This window comes from Hamadaea sp., assembly GCF_013362815.1.
Taxonomy (GTDB): Bacteria; Actinomycetota; Actinomycetes; order Mycobacteriales; family Micromonosporaceae; genus Hamadaea.
This window is the reverse complement of record NZ_JABFVK010000092.1, coordinates 13,988-28,571: the sequence shown is the minus strand read 5'-3', so window position 1 is coordinate 28,571 and position 14,584 is coordinate 13,988. Positions and strand designations below refer to the sequence as shown.

Annotated in this window: 15 protein-coding genes, 2 tRNA genes, 1 other RNA gene and 1 pseudogene; 7 read left to right on the top strand and 12 right to left on the bottom strand. The window is 68.8% G+C overall.

Annotated elements, in window-relative coordinates; all coding sequences use genetic code 11:
• Together HOV77_RS30880 and HOV77_RS30875 are read left to right on the top strand one after the other, a co-directional pair.
• Window positions 1-729: HAMP domain-containing sensor histidine kinase (locus tag HOV77_RS30880; protein WP_290868606.1), on the top strand; the 729-nt coding region annotated here is incomplete at its 5' end.
• A gap of 116 nt (window positions 730-845) precedes the next feature.
• The gene (locus HOV77_RS30875) at window positions 846-1,415 is read left to right on the top strand and encodes a hypothetical protein (protein WP_290868603.1); all 570 of its coding nucleotides are present in this window, start codon (window positions 846-848) and stop codon (window positions 1,413-1,415) included.
• Between the two features lie 163 nt (window positions 1,416-1,578).
• Here the strand turns inward: HOV77_RS30875 and HOV77_RS30870 are convergent.
• A tRNA-Ser gene (locus HOV77_RS30870) sits at window positions 1,579-1,663 on the bottom strand.
• A 58-nt stretch (window positions 1,664-1,721) separates the two neighbouring features.
• Between HOV77_RS30870 and ffs the strand changes: the two genes are divergently transcribed.
• An RNA gene (gene ffs / locus HOV77_RS30865) (signal recognition particle sRNA small type) lies at window positions 1,722-1,817 on the top strand.
• Between the two features lie 100 nt (window positions 1,818-1,917).
• On the opposite strand, the gene HOV77_RS30860 is transcribed toward ffs, so the two are convergent.
• Window positions 1,918-2,004, bottom strand: a tRNA-Ser gene (locus HOV77_RS30860).
• Window positions 2,005-2,090: 86 nt separating this feature from the next.
• On the opposite strand from HOV77_RS30860, the gene deoD reads away from it, so the two are divergent.
• Window positions 2,091-2,798 carry a purine-nucleoside phosphorylase gene (gene deoD, locus HOV77_RS30855; RefSeq protein WP_290868601.1) on the top strand — a complete coding sequence of 236 codons (708 nt, stop codon included), beginning with the start codon at window positions 2,091-2,093 and terminating at the stop codon, window positions 2,796-2,798.
• On the opposite strand, the gene HOV77_RS30850 is transcribed toward deoD, so the two are convergent.
• From HOV77_RS30850 to HOV77_RS30820, 7 genes are all read right to left on the bottom strand, one after another.
• Complete coding sequence (locus tag HOV77_RS30850) at window positions 2,788-3,225, bottom strand: thioesterase family protein (RefSeq protein WP_290868598.1); 438 nt, start codon at window positions 3,223-3,225, stop codon at window positions 2,788-2,790. The two genes, deoD and HOV77_RS30850, sit on opposite strands and share 11 nt — an antisense overlap.
• Window positions 3,225-3,857: a TetR/AcrR family transcriptional regulator gene (locus HOV77_RS30845; RefSeq protein ID WP_290868595.1), complete on the bottom strand. Its 633-nt coding sequence runs from the start codon at window positions 3,855-3,857 to the stop codon at window positions 3,225-3,227. The genes HOV77_RS30850 and HOV77_RS30845 overlap by 1 nt, the downstream gene beginning before the upstream one ends.
• A gap of 271 nt (window positions 3,858-4,128) precedes the next feature.
• Window positions 4,129-4,587, bottom strand: a complete 459-nt coding sequence (tadA, locus tag HOV77_RS30840; RefSeq protein WP_290868592.1) for a tRNA adenosine(34) deaminase TadA — start codon at window positions 4,585-4,587, stop codon at window positions 4,129-4,131.
• Window positions 4,584-5,126 carry a tRNA adenosine deaminase-associated protein gene (locus HOV77_RS30835; protein ID WP_290868589.1) on the bottom strand — a complete coding sequence of 181 codons (543 nt, stop codon included), beginning with the start codon at window positions 5,124-5,126 and terminating at the stop codon, window positions 4,584-4,586. Before HOV77_RS30835 ends, tadA begins: the two co-directional genes overlap by 4 nt.
• A 94-nt stretch (window positions 5,127-5,220) precedes the next feature.
• On the bottom strand, window positions 5,221-5,427 hold the full coding sequence (locus tag HOV77_RS30830; RefSeq protein ID WP_290868587.1) for a hypothetical protein: 207 nt from the start codon (window positions 5,425-5,427) through the stop codon (window positions 5,221-5,223).
• 26 nt (window positions 5,428-5,453) lie between these two features.
• On the bottom strand, window positions 5,454-5,738 hold the full coding sequence (locus HOV77_RS30825) for a hypothetical protein (RefSeq protein WP_290868585.1): 285 nt from the start codon (window positions 5,736-5,738) through the stop codon (window positions 5,454-5,456).
• Window positions 5,739-5,883: 145 nt separating this feature from the next.
• Window positions 5,884-6,870 carry a prephenate dehydrogenase/arogenate dehydrogenase family protein gene (locus HOV77_RS30820; protein WP_290868582.1) on the bottom strand — a complete coding sequence of 329 codons (987 nt, stop codon included), beginning with the start codon at window positions 6,868-6,870 and terminating at the stop codon, window positions 5,884-5,886.
• A 56-nt stretch (window positions 6,871-6,926) separates the two neighbouring features.
• On the opposite strand from HOV77_RS30820, the gene HOV77_RS30815 reads away from it, so the two are divergent.
• Window positions 6,927-8,060, top strand: coding sequence for a PQQ-binding-like beta-propeller repeat protein (locus tag HOV77_RS30815; protein WP_290868580.1), 1,134 nt, complete (start codon window positions 6,927-6,929; stop codon window positions 8,058-8,060).
• Window positions 8,061-8,147: 87 nt separating this feature from the next.
• Here the strand turns inward: HOV77_RS30815 and HOV77_RS30810 are convergent, their stop codons facing one another.
• Together HOV77_RS30810 and HOV77_RS30805 are read right to left on the bottom strand one after the other, a co-directional pair.
• The gene (locus HOV77_RS30810) at window positions 8,148-9,053 is read right to left on the bottom strand and encodes a hypothetical protein (RefSeq protein ID WP_290868577.1); all 906 of its coding nucleotides are present in this window, start codon (window positions 9,051-9,053) and stop codon (window positions 8,148-8,150) included.
• Entirely contained in the window at window positions 9,050-10,885 is a 1,836-nt protein-coding gene (locus HOV77_RS30805) for a M48 family metallopeptidase (protein WP_290868575.1), read from the bottom strand. Before HOV77_RS30805 ends, HOV77_RS30810 begins: the two co-directional genes overlap by 4 nt.
• Before the next feature lie 100 nt (window positions 10,886-10,985).
• Between HOV77_RS30805 and HOV77_RS30800 the strand changes: the two are divergent.
• Window positions 10,986-11,756 (top strand): annotated as a pseudogene (locus tag HOV77_RS30800) (PHP domain-containing protein); the annotation flags it as partial.
• On the opposite strand, the gene HOV77_RS30795 reads toward HOV77_RS30800, so the two are convergent.
• The gene (locus tag HOV77_RS30795) at window positions 11,742-12,713 is read right to left on the bottom strand and encodes a DMT family transporter (RefSeq protein ID WP_290868572.1); all 972 of its coding nucleotides are present in this window, start codon (window positions 12,711-12,713) and stop codon (window positions 11,742-11,744) included. The pseudogene HOV77_RS30800 and the gene HOV77_RS30795 sit on opposite strands and share 15 nt — an antisense overlap.
• A gap of 107 nt (window positions 12,714-12,820) precedes the next feature.
• Here HOV77_RS30795 and HOV77_RS30790 point away from each other — a divergent pair, with 107 nt between their 5' ends.
• On the top strand, window positions 12,821-14,491 hold the full coding sequence (locus tag HOV77_RS30790; RefSeq protein ID WP_290868570.1) for a DUF885 domain-containing protein: 1,671 nt from the start codon (window positions 12,821-12,823) through the stop codon (window positions 14,489-14,491).
• Window positions 14,492-14,584 lie beyond the last annotated feature (93 nt).

Below are 14,584 nucleotides of genomic sequence, written 5' to 3'. Positions count from 1 at the left end.
CTCGCGGACACCTTCGACTCGATGCTCGACCGCCTCGACCGCGCCTTCGACGGCCAGCGCCGCTTCGTCGGCAACGCCTCCCACGAGCTGAAAACGCCGCTAGCCATCAATCGCACGCTGATCGAAGTCGCGATGGGCCGCCCGGACGCTCCCCCCGAACTCCTCCAACTCGGTCAAACCCTCCTGGAAGTCAACGCCCGCCACGAACGTCTCATCGACGGCCTGCTGATGCTCGCCCGCTCCGAGCACACCCTCACCGTCGTCGAACCGGTCGACCTCGCGGAGATCATCGGGCACCACCTCGACACCATCTCCGACCTGCAGGTCTCGACCGACCTCGCGCCCACTCCGGTCCTCGGCGACCCGGTCCTGCTCGAACGGCTCGTGCTCAACCTGGTCCAGAACGCCGCCCGCTACAACACCCCGGGCGGCAGCATCCGCGCCTCAGTCTCGGTCGCGTCGTCCCAGGCCACCCTGGCGATCGCCAACACCGGGCCGGTGCTCGCGGCGTACGAGATCCCCGCGCTCTTCGAACCCTTCCGCCGCCTGGGCGCCGATCGCGTCGGCTCAGCCCGCGGCACCGGTCTCGGCCTGTCCATCGTCCGCTCCATCGCCCACGCCCACGGCGGCGACGTCCAGGCCGCGCCCCGCCCGGCCGCCGAGGGTGGTGGCCTGGTCGTCTCGGTCACGCTTCCTTCCTCATCAACTGGTACGCACACCGCCCCGTAGCGCCCACCCATTTCCGCTGCAGATCACGGTTACGCAGGCTTCCCCGCGCACATTTAGCCTGCGCAACCGTGATCCGCAGGTTTCGTCGAGCTGTCACAATCCGCAGGGTGAAATGGATGCTGCTCGCGCTCGCCGCCTGGATCGCCCTGGCTACGGCGTACTTCCTGGCCTTCCCCATCACGGCCGCCACGGATGACTGGGGCTCGCTGGCGATCGTCGCAGTCTGCTGGATCGGCGCGGTCACGGCGACGGTGATGGCATCGGTTCGGTGGATCACCCGGCGGGCCTATGCGCAGGCGGCGGCCGTCGCGGTTCTCTCCATCGCAGCTGCGGTCGGGATATGGCGCGCCGACTGGCCGACGATGTACATCGACTCTCAGTTCAGCCTCCACCGCGCTGCGCTCCATGACCTCGCGACGGCGTACGCGGCCGGCGAGGTGGCTTCGAGCGAGCGCCTGCCACTGACGATCAGGTACCTCTCCCGCGACGGCCGAGCTCATCTCCAGCACGGTCCGGACGTGCTCTATCTCCCCATGTGGGAGAACTGGCGCGGCGAGGCTGGTGCCGGCATGGCGTACCTGGGCGAGCATCCGCCGGCCGACGTGCTGGTCGTCACCGCTCCCGGCGGCCTGGGCAAGCCGGTGCGCTACCTCGGCGACGGCTGGTGGTGGGTGGCGGGCGACTGACCGCGTGACTTCCTTGATCCAGTGAGCCGGAAACGTCGCTGGAGCGTCCTGACGACGTTTCCGGCTCACTGGATCAAGAAATGCGACCAGAAAATGAGACCAGACGCAGAACGAGGACCAGCTTGGATGGGGCTGGTCCTCGTTCTGGTACTGCTCAACCGAGCGGAGGATACGAGATTCGAACTCGTGAGGGTTTTATCCCAACACGCTTTCCAAGCGTGCGCCCTAGGCCTCTAGGCGAATCCTCCGTGGAGAAGGATACATAAGGCCCGGCGTTCGTCCCACCCGGGTTACCAGGTACAGTGGTCAAGCCCCTCGCGTGGCGTTACCTCGTGAACCTCCCCAGGGCCGGAAGGCAGCAAGGATAAGCGAGCTCTGGCGGGTACGCGGGGGGCCCTTTTTGTCTCCGCCGACCACCTTACGCAGCCGTGACGCTGCTCACGGCGTACCCGTCGCTGGAAATGGAAACGGCTCGCGCCGAGACGCGAGCCGTGACCCGAAGCGGTGGCGGCGGGATTTGAACCCGCGGAGGGCTTGCACCCTCACACGCTTTCGAGGCGTGCTCCTTAGGCCACTCGGACACACCACCGCGCGCTACCTTACACGACCTCCAGGCCCCCGGTCACATGGGTAACCGCCGCCCGGCGAACCGGTCAACGTGCGAAGATCGGGACCATGAGCACGCACATCGGAGCAAAGCCCGGCGAGATCGCCGAGCGGGTTCTCATGCCGGGTGACCCGCTGCGCGCGAAGTGGATCGCGGAGACCTTCCTCGAGGACGCGAAGTGCTACTCGACGGTCCGCAACATGTTCGGGTTCACCGGGAAGTATCGGGGCGTCGACGTCTCGATCCAGGGCTCCGGTATGGGCATGCCCTCGGCGTCGATCTATGCCCACGAGCTGATCAACGAGTACGGCGTGAAGACGCTGATCCGGGTCGGCTCCTGTGGGGCGCTGTCGGAGTCGCTGAACCTGCGGGATGTGATCGCCGCCAACGGGTCGGCGACCGACTCGAACATGAACCGGGTGCGGTTCGACGGCCTGGTGGATTATGCGCCGGTGGCCGACTTCGGGCTCCTGCGCAAGGCGGTCGAGGTCGCCGAGTCGCGCGGCATCGAGATGCACGTCGGCCCGGTGCTCGCGGCGGACGCGTTCTACACGGATCGCCCGGACCTCTACGACAAGCTCGCGGATTACGGCGTGCTCGCGGTGGAGATGGAGTCGGCCGCGCTGTACACGATCGCGGCTCGCTTCCGGGCCCGCGCGCTGACCATTCTCACGGTCAGCGACCACATCAAGCGCGGTGAGGCGACCACGTCCCAGGAGCGCGAGCAGACCTTCTCCCAGATGGTCGAGGTCGCGCTCGACACGGCTATCGCCTGACGAGCGGCTCCACCAACGCCAGTCCCTCCTCGGTCCACGGCACTGGTACGCCGGCTGCGAAGTCCATCTTGACCATGACTCGGCGGCCTTCGGCGTACACGGTGGTGTGGTCCGGGGAGAGGAAACGGAAGCCGTAGACCGCACTGCTCCGGCCGAGCTTGTCGATCCAGAAGTGCACGTCGACCGGGCCGGTGCCGCGGATCGGCACGTTGTAGGTGATCGCGAACTCGCGTACGCCGACGACCATGTCCTCGTTGCTGGGGCGTCCGTTGGCGAACGTGTAGCCGTGCTCGCTGAACCAGTTCGACACCGCTCGTTCCAGCAGGAGCGCGTACCGGGAGTTGTGGACGACGGCGGACGGGTCGAGGTCGTCGAAGTGGACCACGACCTGGCGGATCACGCCGGCGTACTGCAGGGTCTCGGTCATCATTCCTCCGGAAGCAGGGTCGGATCGGTGGTCAGCGCGCGGAGCCGGGTGAGGACCGCCGTACGCGCGTGAGCAGTGCTCACGGAGAGCAGCCGGGTATGCAGCATCGCTGCGACGCCGGCCGCGTCGATCTCGAAGGCGAGCTGGTAAACGTCTAGATCAGCGGGAAGTTCGCCCAGCTCGACCGCCTCGCGGACAAGCCGGTGCAGCAGGGTCAGCCATTCGCCGAGCACTTCACCGAGCCGGTCCGGCACAACTCCGGTACGCCCGGTGTGCTCGAACTCGGCGACGGCGAAGAAGCAGCCGCCCGGCAGTACGCCGTCGGCGTAGAACCGCAGCCTGGCCTCGTGGACTGCGAAGACTCGGCGTACGCCCCGGGGCTCTTTGAGTGCGGGAGCCACCACGAGGTCGGCCCACATCTTCCGAGCGTGGTCGATCGCGGCGAGCTGCAGCTCTTCCTTGGAGCGCCAGTGCGCGAACAGGCCCGACTTGCTGACGCCGAGCCGCTCGGCGAGCTGGCCCAGGGACAGGCCGGCCAGGCCGGACTCGGTGGCCAACGCGACTGCGGCGTCCAGGACGGCTGTTCTGGTCCGGTCGCCTCGGACGAATCGGCCGTCCGTCTTCGTACTCACCGTGTCAGAGTATCTGTACGACCGGTCGGTCGTAAAGTTTGATGTGGTGCAGCGCACCCTGCCCCCTCGCGGGCACCCCGCCCCTCGCGGTTCCCGGGCCCTACGCGGGATCCCCGCCCTTCGCGGTTCCCGGGCCCTTCGCGGGATCCGGGCCCTTCGCGGGATCCCGGGATAACGCGCTTATCCACGCGCGAATAGCCGCGTTATCCGGCATAACGCGATGATCAAGAAGCCCAACGCGATGATCAAGAAGCAGCAAGCGGAGCGCGCGTCAGGAGCGGAAGAACTCGCGAAGAAGAGCACCGCACTCGTCGGCGAGCACGCCGGCGTACACCTCGGGGCGGTGGTTGAGCCGACGGTCGCGAAGGACGTCCCAAAGCGACCCGACGGCGCCGGTCTTGGGCTCCCAGGCCCCGAAGACGACGGTCCCGAGGCGGGCGAGCGTGATCGCGCCGGCGCACATCGTGCACGGTTCGAGGGTGACGACGAGCGTGCAGCCGACGAGGTGGGAAGTGCCGAGTCGCGCGGCGGCCCGTCGGATGGCGACGATCTCGGCATGCGCCGTCGGATCGAGGCCGGCTTCGCGCTCGTTGTGGCCGATGGCGACCTCGACGCCCGCCGGGTCGAGCAGAACCGCGCCGACCGGCACATCCCCTTGGCCGGAGGCGGTACGCGCGACGTCCAAGGCGCGCCGCATCCATTGGGCGTGCCGCTCGGCGAGCGCGGTCACACCTCGCGCAGCTCTTCGATCTCGTCGGCGCAGCCGATGACCTGGCAGATCTCGGCGGTGACGTCGGCCGGCATGAGCCCGTCGGTGGCGCACAGCTCCAGCAGGTGATGCGCGGAGACCCCGAGATCGGCAAGCAGGTCGGCGTCACCGATCGGGTTGACCGTCGGGTCGGCGGCCGGGCGCTCCTCCTCCTCGGTCTCCTCGGCGTCGTCGGCGAAGTCCTCGGTGTCCGTCGGCTCCAGCGCGGGCTCGATCGTCCCCCCGACGGTCAGGTCGCCCAGCAGGAGCTTGCCCAGGCGGGACTCGTCGACAAAGGCCGAGTCGGAGCCGAAGACCCGCAGGTCCTCGCCCTCGTCGAGGCGGAGGACGGCCAGGTAGGAGTCGTCGGACTCCACGAAGAGCAGCGAGACGGACGCGGTGAGGTCGACGTCGCGCAGTCGATCGGCGACATCCTCGACGTCGGCGGCGTCGCTCAGGTCGAGTTCAGTGGCGGTCCACCCGGAGCGGCCCCGGACCACCGCGGCGGCAAAGTGCGACACGATCGTCTTCCTTGAAGGTCAACTTCAGTCCCCGCGACATCGGGGCCTTGTGTGACAGTATCCGGTGACCTCGGCGTTTAGCGGAGGCCACGAGTCAACCGGCGAGTCTGCGCCGCAAAGCGATGAGATCACGCAGTTGGTCGCCGCGAGCACGTCGAGGGGCCACGCGTACGCGCACCGACTTGGCGTCGGCGAGCTCGGTCAGGAGCTGTAGTCGCCGGCGCCGCCGTTCCGGGTCAAGCCGTTGCAGCGTCCACACGAAGCTGAGACTGCCCGCACCGACGTCGCACGTCAAGCCCACTATTGCCACGGTACGGCTACCGACCGTCACCACAACGGCCACGTCCCCGTCTGCGCCCATGTGACGGCCAGAGCGAGCGCCGTACTCGACCATCCGATGGCTAGTGCCACTGCGATTCCGGCCGCCACTCCCCGATCGCCGTGGCGGCACAACGCCAACGCGGCGAGCCACGCGGCCGCCCCGGCGACGAGCATCCACAAGGCGTACCCGGCCAGGTCGACGGCGAGCGCGCCGAAGCCGGCGAGCCACGCACCCGCCCCGGCCAGCCCGGCGAGCACTGCCGGTACGCGTACCGGAAAGGGCTCGCGCATAGTCGGTCTCATGTCCGGTTAACGGGCCCGATCCCGCACGGTGTCGGCCGTCGGCGCTCGCTCTTTCTCGCACCAGATCACGGATGAGCAGGCCAAAGCGGCCCATGATCACATGCATACCCGTGATCTGCAGCTAAGAGGAGCGCTAAGCGGGGCGAACGGCCGTCACCGTACGCCGGTCAGCCGCCACGTCGATGATCCACCCACCGACGCCGCCCAGCCGCCGAAGCACGTCAGCGCGGGCGGGCAGCTCGGTCGAGTCCCCGGCTAGGGCGGGCCAGTGCGACCGCGCCTCGTGTCCCGGCCGCAGCCAGGGTTTCAGCGATCGCTCGGGATCCGGGCGACCCAGCAGATTCAGCGCCTTCTCGAGGTCGGCGAGCAGCGAGTCCAACGCTGCTGCGACCGGTACGGCGTTGCCGCCCGTCAGCTCGGCGGTCAGCTCGGGCCGGGTGACGGCGACTCGCGTACCGTCGCGGAAGGAGCCGGCGGCGAGCGTCGAGCTGAGCGGATCGTCGGCGATGCTCGCCGCGAGTGCGCTGGCCACCAGGTGCGGAAGGTGGCTCACCCGGGCCACCGACCGATCGTGGTCGGCTGCGGTGGTCGGCACTACGCGGGCACCCAGCGAGGTGACCAGGGCGGCGAGGTGCAGCCAGTCCGGCAGCGAAGTCTCCTCTTCCAGGCACAGCACCCAGGCACACTGCGTGAACAGGTACGGATCGGCCGCGTCGAATCCGGTCTGATCCCGGCCGACCATCGGATGCCCGCCGACGAACCCGGCCAACGGGGTGGCTGCCCGGCGCATACGTTCCTCGACCAGGTCGCGTACGGGTTCCTTGACGCTGGTGACGTCGGTGATCAGTCCGGTGAACCCGGCGTCGACCAACTCGTCCAGCACGCCGGCCACCGCAGTCAGCGGCACGGCCAGCACGACCAGTTCGGACGGCTTCCCGGCCTCCCCGACCGAGGCCGCGATCTGCCACCGCTGGTTCGCCGACGCCTTCGCGGCCGCCGTCCGCGCCGTTGCGCGTACCGCCGGATCTGCGTCGTAACCGAGCACCCGGTGGCCGGCTGCGGCGAGGGCGCGCAGCAGAGATCCGCCGAGGAGACCGAGACCGACGACCGCGATGTTCACGACGGAAGCGTGCCACAGCCTAGTGGCCGTCTGCTGCCTGCCTCGTTGTATCCGATATGTCACGAGTTGTTCGCACTCTGACCGCCGCCCTTCTCGCCGCCCTGATCCCCGGCGTCGCCCACGCAGATGTGCGAGCCTCGCCCGAGTCGACCGTGACCTTCGACGGGACCATCCAAGCGGTGGCTTATCTGGGCGATCGGTTGTATCTGGGCGGCGATTTCACGCACGCGATCGATACCGCGGGAAAGTTGGTGGCGCGGTCGCGGCTGGCCGCGATCGACGCGCGGACCGGCAAGCTGCTCGACTGGAATCCGATCGCGGACGGTCGCATCCGCGCGATCGCCGCCACTGACCGCGGCGTCTACGTCGGCGGTGATTTCGGCTCGATCAACGGCCTGACCCGCGACAATCTCGCGCAGCTCGACCCGGTGACCGGCGCGCCGACCGGCTTCCGGCACTCGATCTACGGCCATCCGCACGCGATCGCGGTCGGCGGCAACCGGCTGTACATCGGCGGCACCATCACCCAGGTCGACGGCGTCGCGCGCAGCCGGCTCGCCGCGTTCGACCTGACCACCGGCTCGCTCGATCCACAGTGGAAGCCAGCCGCTCAGGACTCGGTCAACGCGATCCTGGTCGGCACCGATCGGATCCTGCTCGGCGGCGCGTTCATGCAGGTCAACGGGCTCAAGAACACCGCGCGCATCGCGGTGGTCGATCCGCGCACCGGTGCCGTCAGGCCCACGTTCCGAAGCACCATAGGGTACGCCGTGAGCAGCCTGTCGATGACGGGCAGCGTCCTTTACGCGGCCGTCGCGGGCAAGGGCGGCCGGGCGATGGCGCTCGACGCGACGACCGGGGCGACGAAGTGGACCGTCACTGCCGACGGCGACGTGCAATCGGTGGTACGCGTCAACGACACGATCATCATGGGCGGCCACTTCGACCGCATCTGCAAATCCGCAGCGGTCGGCGACAAGGGTGCCTGTCAGGAGGGATCGTCCGACCGCGTGAAGCTGGCCGCGCTGGACCCGTCTGGCCGGCTGCTGCCCTGGATCGCCGACGCGAACGGCGTCATGGGCGTGGAGACCATGGCCGCCAGTACGCGGCTCGGCAAGGTCGCCGCGGGTGGGTCCTTCACTCAGATCAACGGGGCTCAGCAGCGCCGCTTCGCCCAGTTCCGCCTCTAGGTCGCCGCGCATTTCGGCGCTGGATCACGGATCTCGGTCGAATCTTGCCCCAAGATTCGACCCGGAACCCTGATCCAGCGCCAAGCGCTAGAACTTGGGGAGGAGCGCGGAGAGCGCGCTCACCACGAACGGCGTGAGGATGACGAGCCCGGAGCGCAGGTCGCCGAAGGTCGTCTGATCGAGGCCGAGCAGCTTCTCGAGCTTGCCGAGATCCTCGGCCGCACCGACGAGCTCAGCCTGCGGCACGCCGTCCAGCGTGAAGTTGCGCTGCACATACGTGCTGGCTCGGCGGCGCAACGTCGTCGCGGCGGGGACGTACATGATGCCGACGACGAACGAGCCGATCGCTCCCGCGAAGATGACCACGATCGGGTCCTGTTTGTCGCCGAACTCCACCGCCGCCCGGTTGACCGCCATCACCAGCAGCACGATCACGCCGAGTTCGCTCAGCATCCGCGAAACCGTACGCCGCAACCAGAGCAGCGTCCCCAATTGGTGGCCGACCGATCCGGGCAGCTTGCGCCGGGTCAGCAGCTGCACCGCCGTCAACGTCGCCGCCAAGGGCAACGCTCCGACGATCGCGATGAGCGAGAGCGCCCAGCCCCGCGGCGTGACCGCCGACGAGATCACCGGCGTGAGCCGCATCAGCCCGACGGCGATCGCCACCACCAGGATCAGCATCGGCAGGACCCGCCAGAACGAGATCGGCCGGATGCGTACGACCTCACGCCAGCGGGAGATCCCGAAGCCGAAGCCTTCGCCGGCCGCCGCGCCCATCAGCGCGCCGATCAGAACGTAGATGACCCATCGCTGCATTTCCTGGGAGTCGTCGGGATTGTGCGGGCTGCTCGCCGCGATCGCACCGGCGAGCACCGCGCCGATCAGCAACGCCACCAGCCGGAAGTCGCCGATGGCCCGGGTCTCGTACTCCTCGACGTCCTCGGGCTGCCGGCCCTCGGGCGCATGCTCGATCGTGATCGTCTCGGCGGTCATCGCGGCCGGACCCCTTCGAGGATTTCCAGCAGGACGTCGCGGCTCTGCTTGTGCAGCAGGTCGCTGGTCCAGCCCTCCTTCAACTCCAGCTTCTCCCCGTTGCGCATCAGCAAGGTCGCCTTCAACGGCACCTTCTTGTCGATGGTGGCCACCGCGATCTCCTCGAACGGGACGAAGGTGTACCGCTTGGCGAGCTCCGGCACCGGGGCCGACCGCAGCGCGGCCGCCATGCGGTAGTTGCCCTCGTTGCTGTCGCCGCCACCGGGGATGAGGATCAGGCCGTTGTCGAGGATCAGCATGTCGCAGTCGGTCTTGCCGACCTTGGTGTTGCCGATGCCGCCGATGACCTCGGCCTTCTTGGCGGTCGCCACCGCTTCGACGACCCGGGCCTGGTCGACCGCGATGCCGAGCTGAGCCAGGTGCGCCCGCGCCTGACCGACCGTACGCGCATCGGCTGCCAACTTCGCCAGCTCCTCGAAGTCGACCGGCTGACCGTTCGGCCCGGCCAGCTGCGCGCGCTGAGTCCACGAGTGGGTCCAGCGAACTTGCCCGCTTCGCAACGCGGCGAGCGTCAGCAGCGGCTCGATCACCTGAGGGAGCTTGCCGACGGGGTCGGCCTCGGCGGGGAAGAAGCCTTGGGCCAGTTCGCGACCCCGACCGGCTTCGACGGCGTACAGGACGTCGGCCAGGCTGACGTTCCGGACGTTCAGCACCCGCGCCGCCTGCCGGAACACGTCGTCACAAGTGTCCTGCAACTGCGCCGTGTTGGAGGCCTGCGTGATCTCCGACCAGTCGCCGCTCAGCTTGCGGTCGCCGAGGTTCACCGCGACCGTCTGCACCTGCTCGCCGAGCTGGTCCAACGCCGGGATCAAGGCACCGGCAAGGCGGGTGTCCTCCATCAACGTCACCGGCGGCAGCTGGCGTACCCGGGCGACTCGTTCGCCGATCGGCGGGTGGGTGTCCCACACCGACTTCTTCTCCGGCGGCGGCGCTTTGCGCAGCTCGGCCAGCTCTTCGCGACGCGCCTGCGTCATGTCGTGGAAGCCGCGGAACATGTCGCGCGGCAGGAAACCCGCCTGTGCGGCCGGTCCGATGTACCGATTGAAGTAGAACGCCCAGGCCGCGTCGATCACCGGCAGCTCGGCCAGCGCGGAGGCGGCGGCGTGCGTACCGGCGACCCGGACCGCGATCAGGTCGGCCTCGCGCTCTTGCGCCCGCGACGCGGCGTTGTCGACCAGCAGATAGATCCGGCCGTACGCCTGGAAGGGCAGTCCCATCAGGCTGCCGCTGAGGTGGTCGAGCGCGCCGCCGATGGCGAGACGGCCCCGGAAGGCGACCGCACCCAACCGGGTGTGATTGTTGGAGTAGTGACCGAGTTCATGGCCGATGACCGCCCGGAACTGGCTGACGTTCAGCGTCACCAGCAGCGGCATGCCGATGTATAGGTACCGCTTGCCACCGATCAACCCGAGCAGCTGCGAGTTCTCGGAAACCGCCGCGTTGACCTCGTGCACGACCCGGATCTCGTCCGGCGCACGGGTGCCGGCCGCGTCGGCGAGACGGCGTACCTCGGCCCAGAGTTCCGGCGCGCGATGTGGATCGATGGCGACCCCTTCGGCGGGCGGGGCCTTGTAGAACAACGCCCGCTTGGCGCCGACCACGATCGCACCGCCGAAGCCCAGTACCGCGAGGAGCATGAGCTTGACCCCGTAGTGACTGTGGCCCAGGGCCCAGATTCCGACGCCCACTCCGGCCACCAAGAGGGCCAGGGCGAAGATGAAGAAACCGGCGAGCATCACCAGGCTGGCCAGGGCTCGCAGACGTGCGATCACGGCACCTCCCCCAAGTCGTGTCGACACGTGCGCCGCTGCACAGTACGCCGTTCGGCGCGTGCAAACAATGCCCGTCTGGGAGGCTGGACCGGTGAACCCGCTCCGGAACGCCCTGCGCGGCGACTGCCACATCCACACCGACTGGTCCGACGGCGGAGCGTCGCTGGCCGAGATGGTTCAGGGCGCGGCCGAACAGGGCCACGACTACGTCGTCGTCACCGATCACTCGCCCCGGCTCACCATCGCGAACGGGCTGACTGCCGCACGCCTACGCCGTCAGCTCGCCGAGATCTCGGAGATCAACGCGGCGCTGGCCGGGACGGGCCTGCGAGTCCTCACCGGCATCGAGGTGGACATCCTCGCCGACGGCAGCCTGGATCAGGACCCCGAACTGCTGGCCGAGCTGGACGTCGTGGTCGGGTCCGTCCACAGCGGACTCCGGGATGACCGGAAAGTGATGACCCGGCGGATGGTCACCGCCCTGACGGACCCGAATCTCGACATTCTCGGCCACTGCACCGGCCGCAAACTGCGGGTCAAGACGGACGCCGCGCACGCCGCGTCCCGGTGGCGCCCGCCGAGCGAGTTCGACGCCGACGCCGTCTTCGCCGCCGCCGTCCGGCACGACAAGGCGATCGAGATCAACTGCCGGCCGGATCGCCGAGATCCGCCGAGCGACCTGCTCAAGCGGGCCGTCGGGGTGGATGGCCTCCGGTTTGCGATCGACACCGACGCGCACGCCGTGGAGCAGCTCGGCTGGCAGGAACTGGGCTGCGAACGAGCGCAGACCGCCGGGCTGACCGCGGATCGCGTGGTCAACGCGATGGACGCCGACGATCTCCTCGACTGGTGCGCCTCACACGCGCACTGAGTCCCGGCTCCGGTCATCGGCGGGCAGGGCCACGGGCGTACGCCGGGGCAATCGGATCAGGCCCTGGGCGATGGCCACGCCGGTGAGCACTACCAGCGCGCCGACCGGCAGGTTCCAGGTCAGCGATTCGCCGAGTAGGACGATGCCGAGCGTCGTTGCGACGAGCGGCACGAGATAGGTCACGAAGGCCGCGGTCGACGCTCCGGCGTTGGTGATCACCCGCATGTTCAAGGCGAACGCGACACCGCTGCCGAAGACGCCCAGTGCCAGCATCGACCCGATCGCCTTCATCGACAGCTCGCCCGGAGTGGGCGGGGCACCCGCCGACAGCAGCGCGGCCGGCACGATCGCGAGGGCGGCGACGATGCTCTGTCCGGCCGCGATGGAGATCCCGGCGACGCCGCGTCCGGTCGTGAAGCGCTTGATGTACGGGATGGAGATGCCGTAGCAGAACGCCGCCAAGGCACACATGAGCTGGCCGGTCAGATCCGCCCCACCGCTGTGCCAGAAGCCCAGCACGACCAGTACGCCGACGAACCCCAGCGCCAGCCCGAGCGCTGAGCGTACGCGGAACTTCTCGGTGCGGAAGACGAACACCGCGAACGGCAGCACCCACAGCGCGGTGGTGGCGTTCCAGATCCCGGCGACCAGGCTCGGCACCCGCTCTTCGCCGAGCGGGAACAACGTGAACGGCACGGCGACGCCGATCACACCGGGCACGATCAGGTGAAGCCACATCTTCGGATCGCGCGGCAGCCGCTCCTTGAGGACCAGCATGATCACGATCAGGGTGAGCGCGCCGAGCACGATCCGGATCGCCCCGACCCAGATCGCGGGCATCTCGAGGACGCCGTATTTGATGAAGACGAAGCTCGCGCCCCAGATCAGGACGTTCGCCGCGAAAGCGGGCAGCCAGGCGGCGGAGCTGCCCTTGTCAGGAGTGAGAGGCGCGGTCACTCCTGACACGATGCCAGATTCACCCGCCTGGAGTCGCGCGGAATTCAGACGCCGTGGCGCTAATTACTGCCTGCGTACTGTCAGCTCGGTCCGCTAGGTTCGACCCCATGGGACGGATTGACGACATCGCCAACCAGTACGTGGACGAGTGGGCCCCACTCAGCCCGATCGGCGCCACGTACGTGGGCATCACCGGATTCGACGACAAACTCGACGACCTCTCCCCCGAGGGCTTCGCCGCACAGGCCGACCTGACCCGGCGCACCGTGGCCGCGCTGAACGCCGCTGAGCCCGACGGCGACGGCGAGTTCGTGGCGCGCGAGGCGATGCTCGAACGCCTGAACCTCTCCCTGGCCCGCTATGAGGCCGGCGAGGAGGAGAGCGAGATCAACGTGATCTCGTCCGCCATCCACGGCGTACGACAGGTATTCGACCTGATGCCGACGGAGGGCGAGGAGGCCGCGGCGAACATCGCCGCCCGGATGGAGCTCATTCCGGCCGCGGTCGAGCAGTACCAGCGGACGGTCCTGAAGGCGGCCGCCGAAGGCCACGTCTCCGCACGCCAGCAGATCATCGAGGTCGCCAAGCAGTGCGACATCTGGACCGACCCGGCCGGCGACGACTTCTATCACGGTCTGGCCCGCCGGTTGAACGCGAGCGGCGCGCTGGCCGACCGGCTCGCCACAGCTGCCGCCGCCGCGACCGCCGCGACCTCGTCGTTCGGGGAGTTCCTCCGGACCGAGCTGGCACCCAAGGGCCGTGAGAAGCAGGCCGCCGGACGCGAGCGGTACGCCCTCGCCTCGCAGTACTTCCTGGGCGCGAAGGTCGACCTCGACGAGACGTACGCCTGGGGCTTCGAGGAGCTGCACCGCCTGGAGACGGAGATGCGCGCCGTGTCGGCCGAGATCGCCGGCCCGGGTTCGTCGATCGACGACGCCGTCGCCAAGCTCGACGACGACCCGAAGTACCGCATCGACGGCAAGGAAGCCTTCCGCGAGTGGATGCAGAACCTTGCCGAGCGGGCAATCGCCGACCTGAACGGTACGCATTTCGACATCCCGGAGCCGATCCAGCGGATCGAGGCCTGCCTCGCCCCGACCTCCGACGGCGGCATCTACTACACCGGCCCGAGCGAGGACTTCAGTCGTCCCGGCCGCATGTGGTGGGCCGTGCCCCAGGGCATCGACTCGTTCTCCACCTGGCGTGAGGTCACGACCGTCTACCACGAGGGCGTACCCGGCCACCACCTGCAGGTCGCGCAGACGCAGTACCGGTCGGAGCTGCTCAACCGCTGGCAGCGCCTGCTGTGCTGGTGCTCCGGGCACGGCGAGGGCTGGGCGCTCTACTCCGAGCGGCTGATGGACGACCTCGGTTACCTCGCCGATCCGGCGGACAAGCTCGGCATGCTCGACGGCCAGGCGTTCCGGGCGGCCCGGGTGATCGTCGACATCGGCATGCACCTGGAGCTCGAGATCCCGAAGGACAACCCGTTCGGCTTCCACCCGGGTGAGCGCTGGACGCCCGAGCTGGGCTGGGAGTTCATGCGGGCGCACTGCCGGGTGCCCGACGAGAACCTGCGCTTCGAGCTCAACCGGTACCTGGGCTGGCCCGGGCAGGCGCCGTCGTACAAGGTCGGCGAGCGGATCTGGCTGCAGGCCCGGGATGACGCCAAGCGGCGCAAGGGCGCCGACTTCGACCTCAAGACGTTCCACCGGGACGCGCTCAACCTGGGCGCACTCGGCCTCGACCCGCTCCAGAAGGCGCTCGCCCGCCTCTGACGGCGTACGCGTGAAGGGCGGGCACTCCATCGAGTGCCCGCCCTTCGTACGCCGGGGAAGCTCTTGGCTGAGCCGCCAGGAGTGCGGTCAGTC

What these genes read in the sequence shown, in the direction of transcription:
- HOV77_RS30875 (WP_290868603.1), top strand. Translation starts at nt 846, where the DNA reads ATGCTGCTCGCGCTCGCCGCCTGGATCGCCCTGGCTACGGCGTACTTC.
- deoD (WP_290868601.1), top strand. Translation starts at nt 2,091, where the DNA reads ATGAGCACGCACATCGGAGCAAAGCCCGGCGAGATCGCCGAGCGGGTT.
- HOV77_RS30850 (WP_290868598.1), bottom strand. Translation starts at nt 3,225, where the DNA reads ATGACCGAGACCCTGCAGTACGCCGGCGTGATCCGCCAGGTCGTGGTC.
- HOV77_RS30825 (WP_290868585.1), bottom strand. Translation starts at nt 5,738, where the DNA reads ATGCGCGAGCCCTTTCCGGTACGCGTACCGGCAGTGCTCGCCGGGCTG.
- HOV77_RS30815 (WP_290868580.1), top strand. Translation starts at nt 6,927, where the DNA reads ATGTCACGAGTTGTTCGCACTCTGACCGCCGCCCTTCTCGCCGCCCTG.
- HOV77_RS30810 (WP_290868577.1), bottom strand. Translation starts at nt 9,053, where the DNA reads ATGACCGCCGAGACGATCACGATCGAGCATGCGCCCGAGGGCCGGCAG.
- HOV77_RS30790 (WP_290868570.1), top strand. Translation starts at nt 12,821, where the DNA reads ATGGGACGGATTGACGACATCGCCAACCAGTACGTGGACGAGTGGGCC.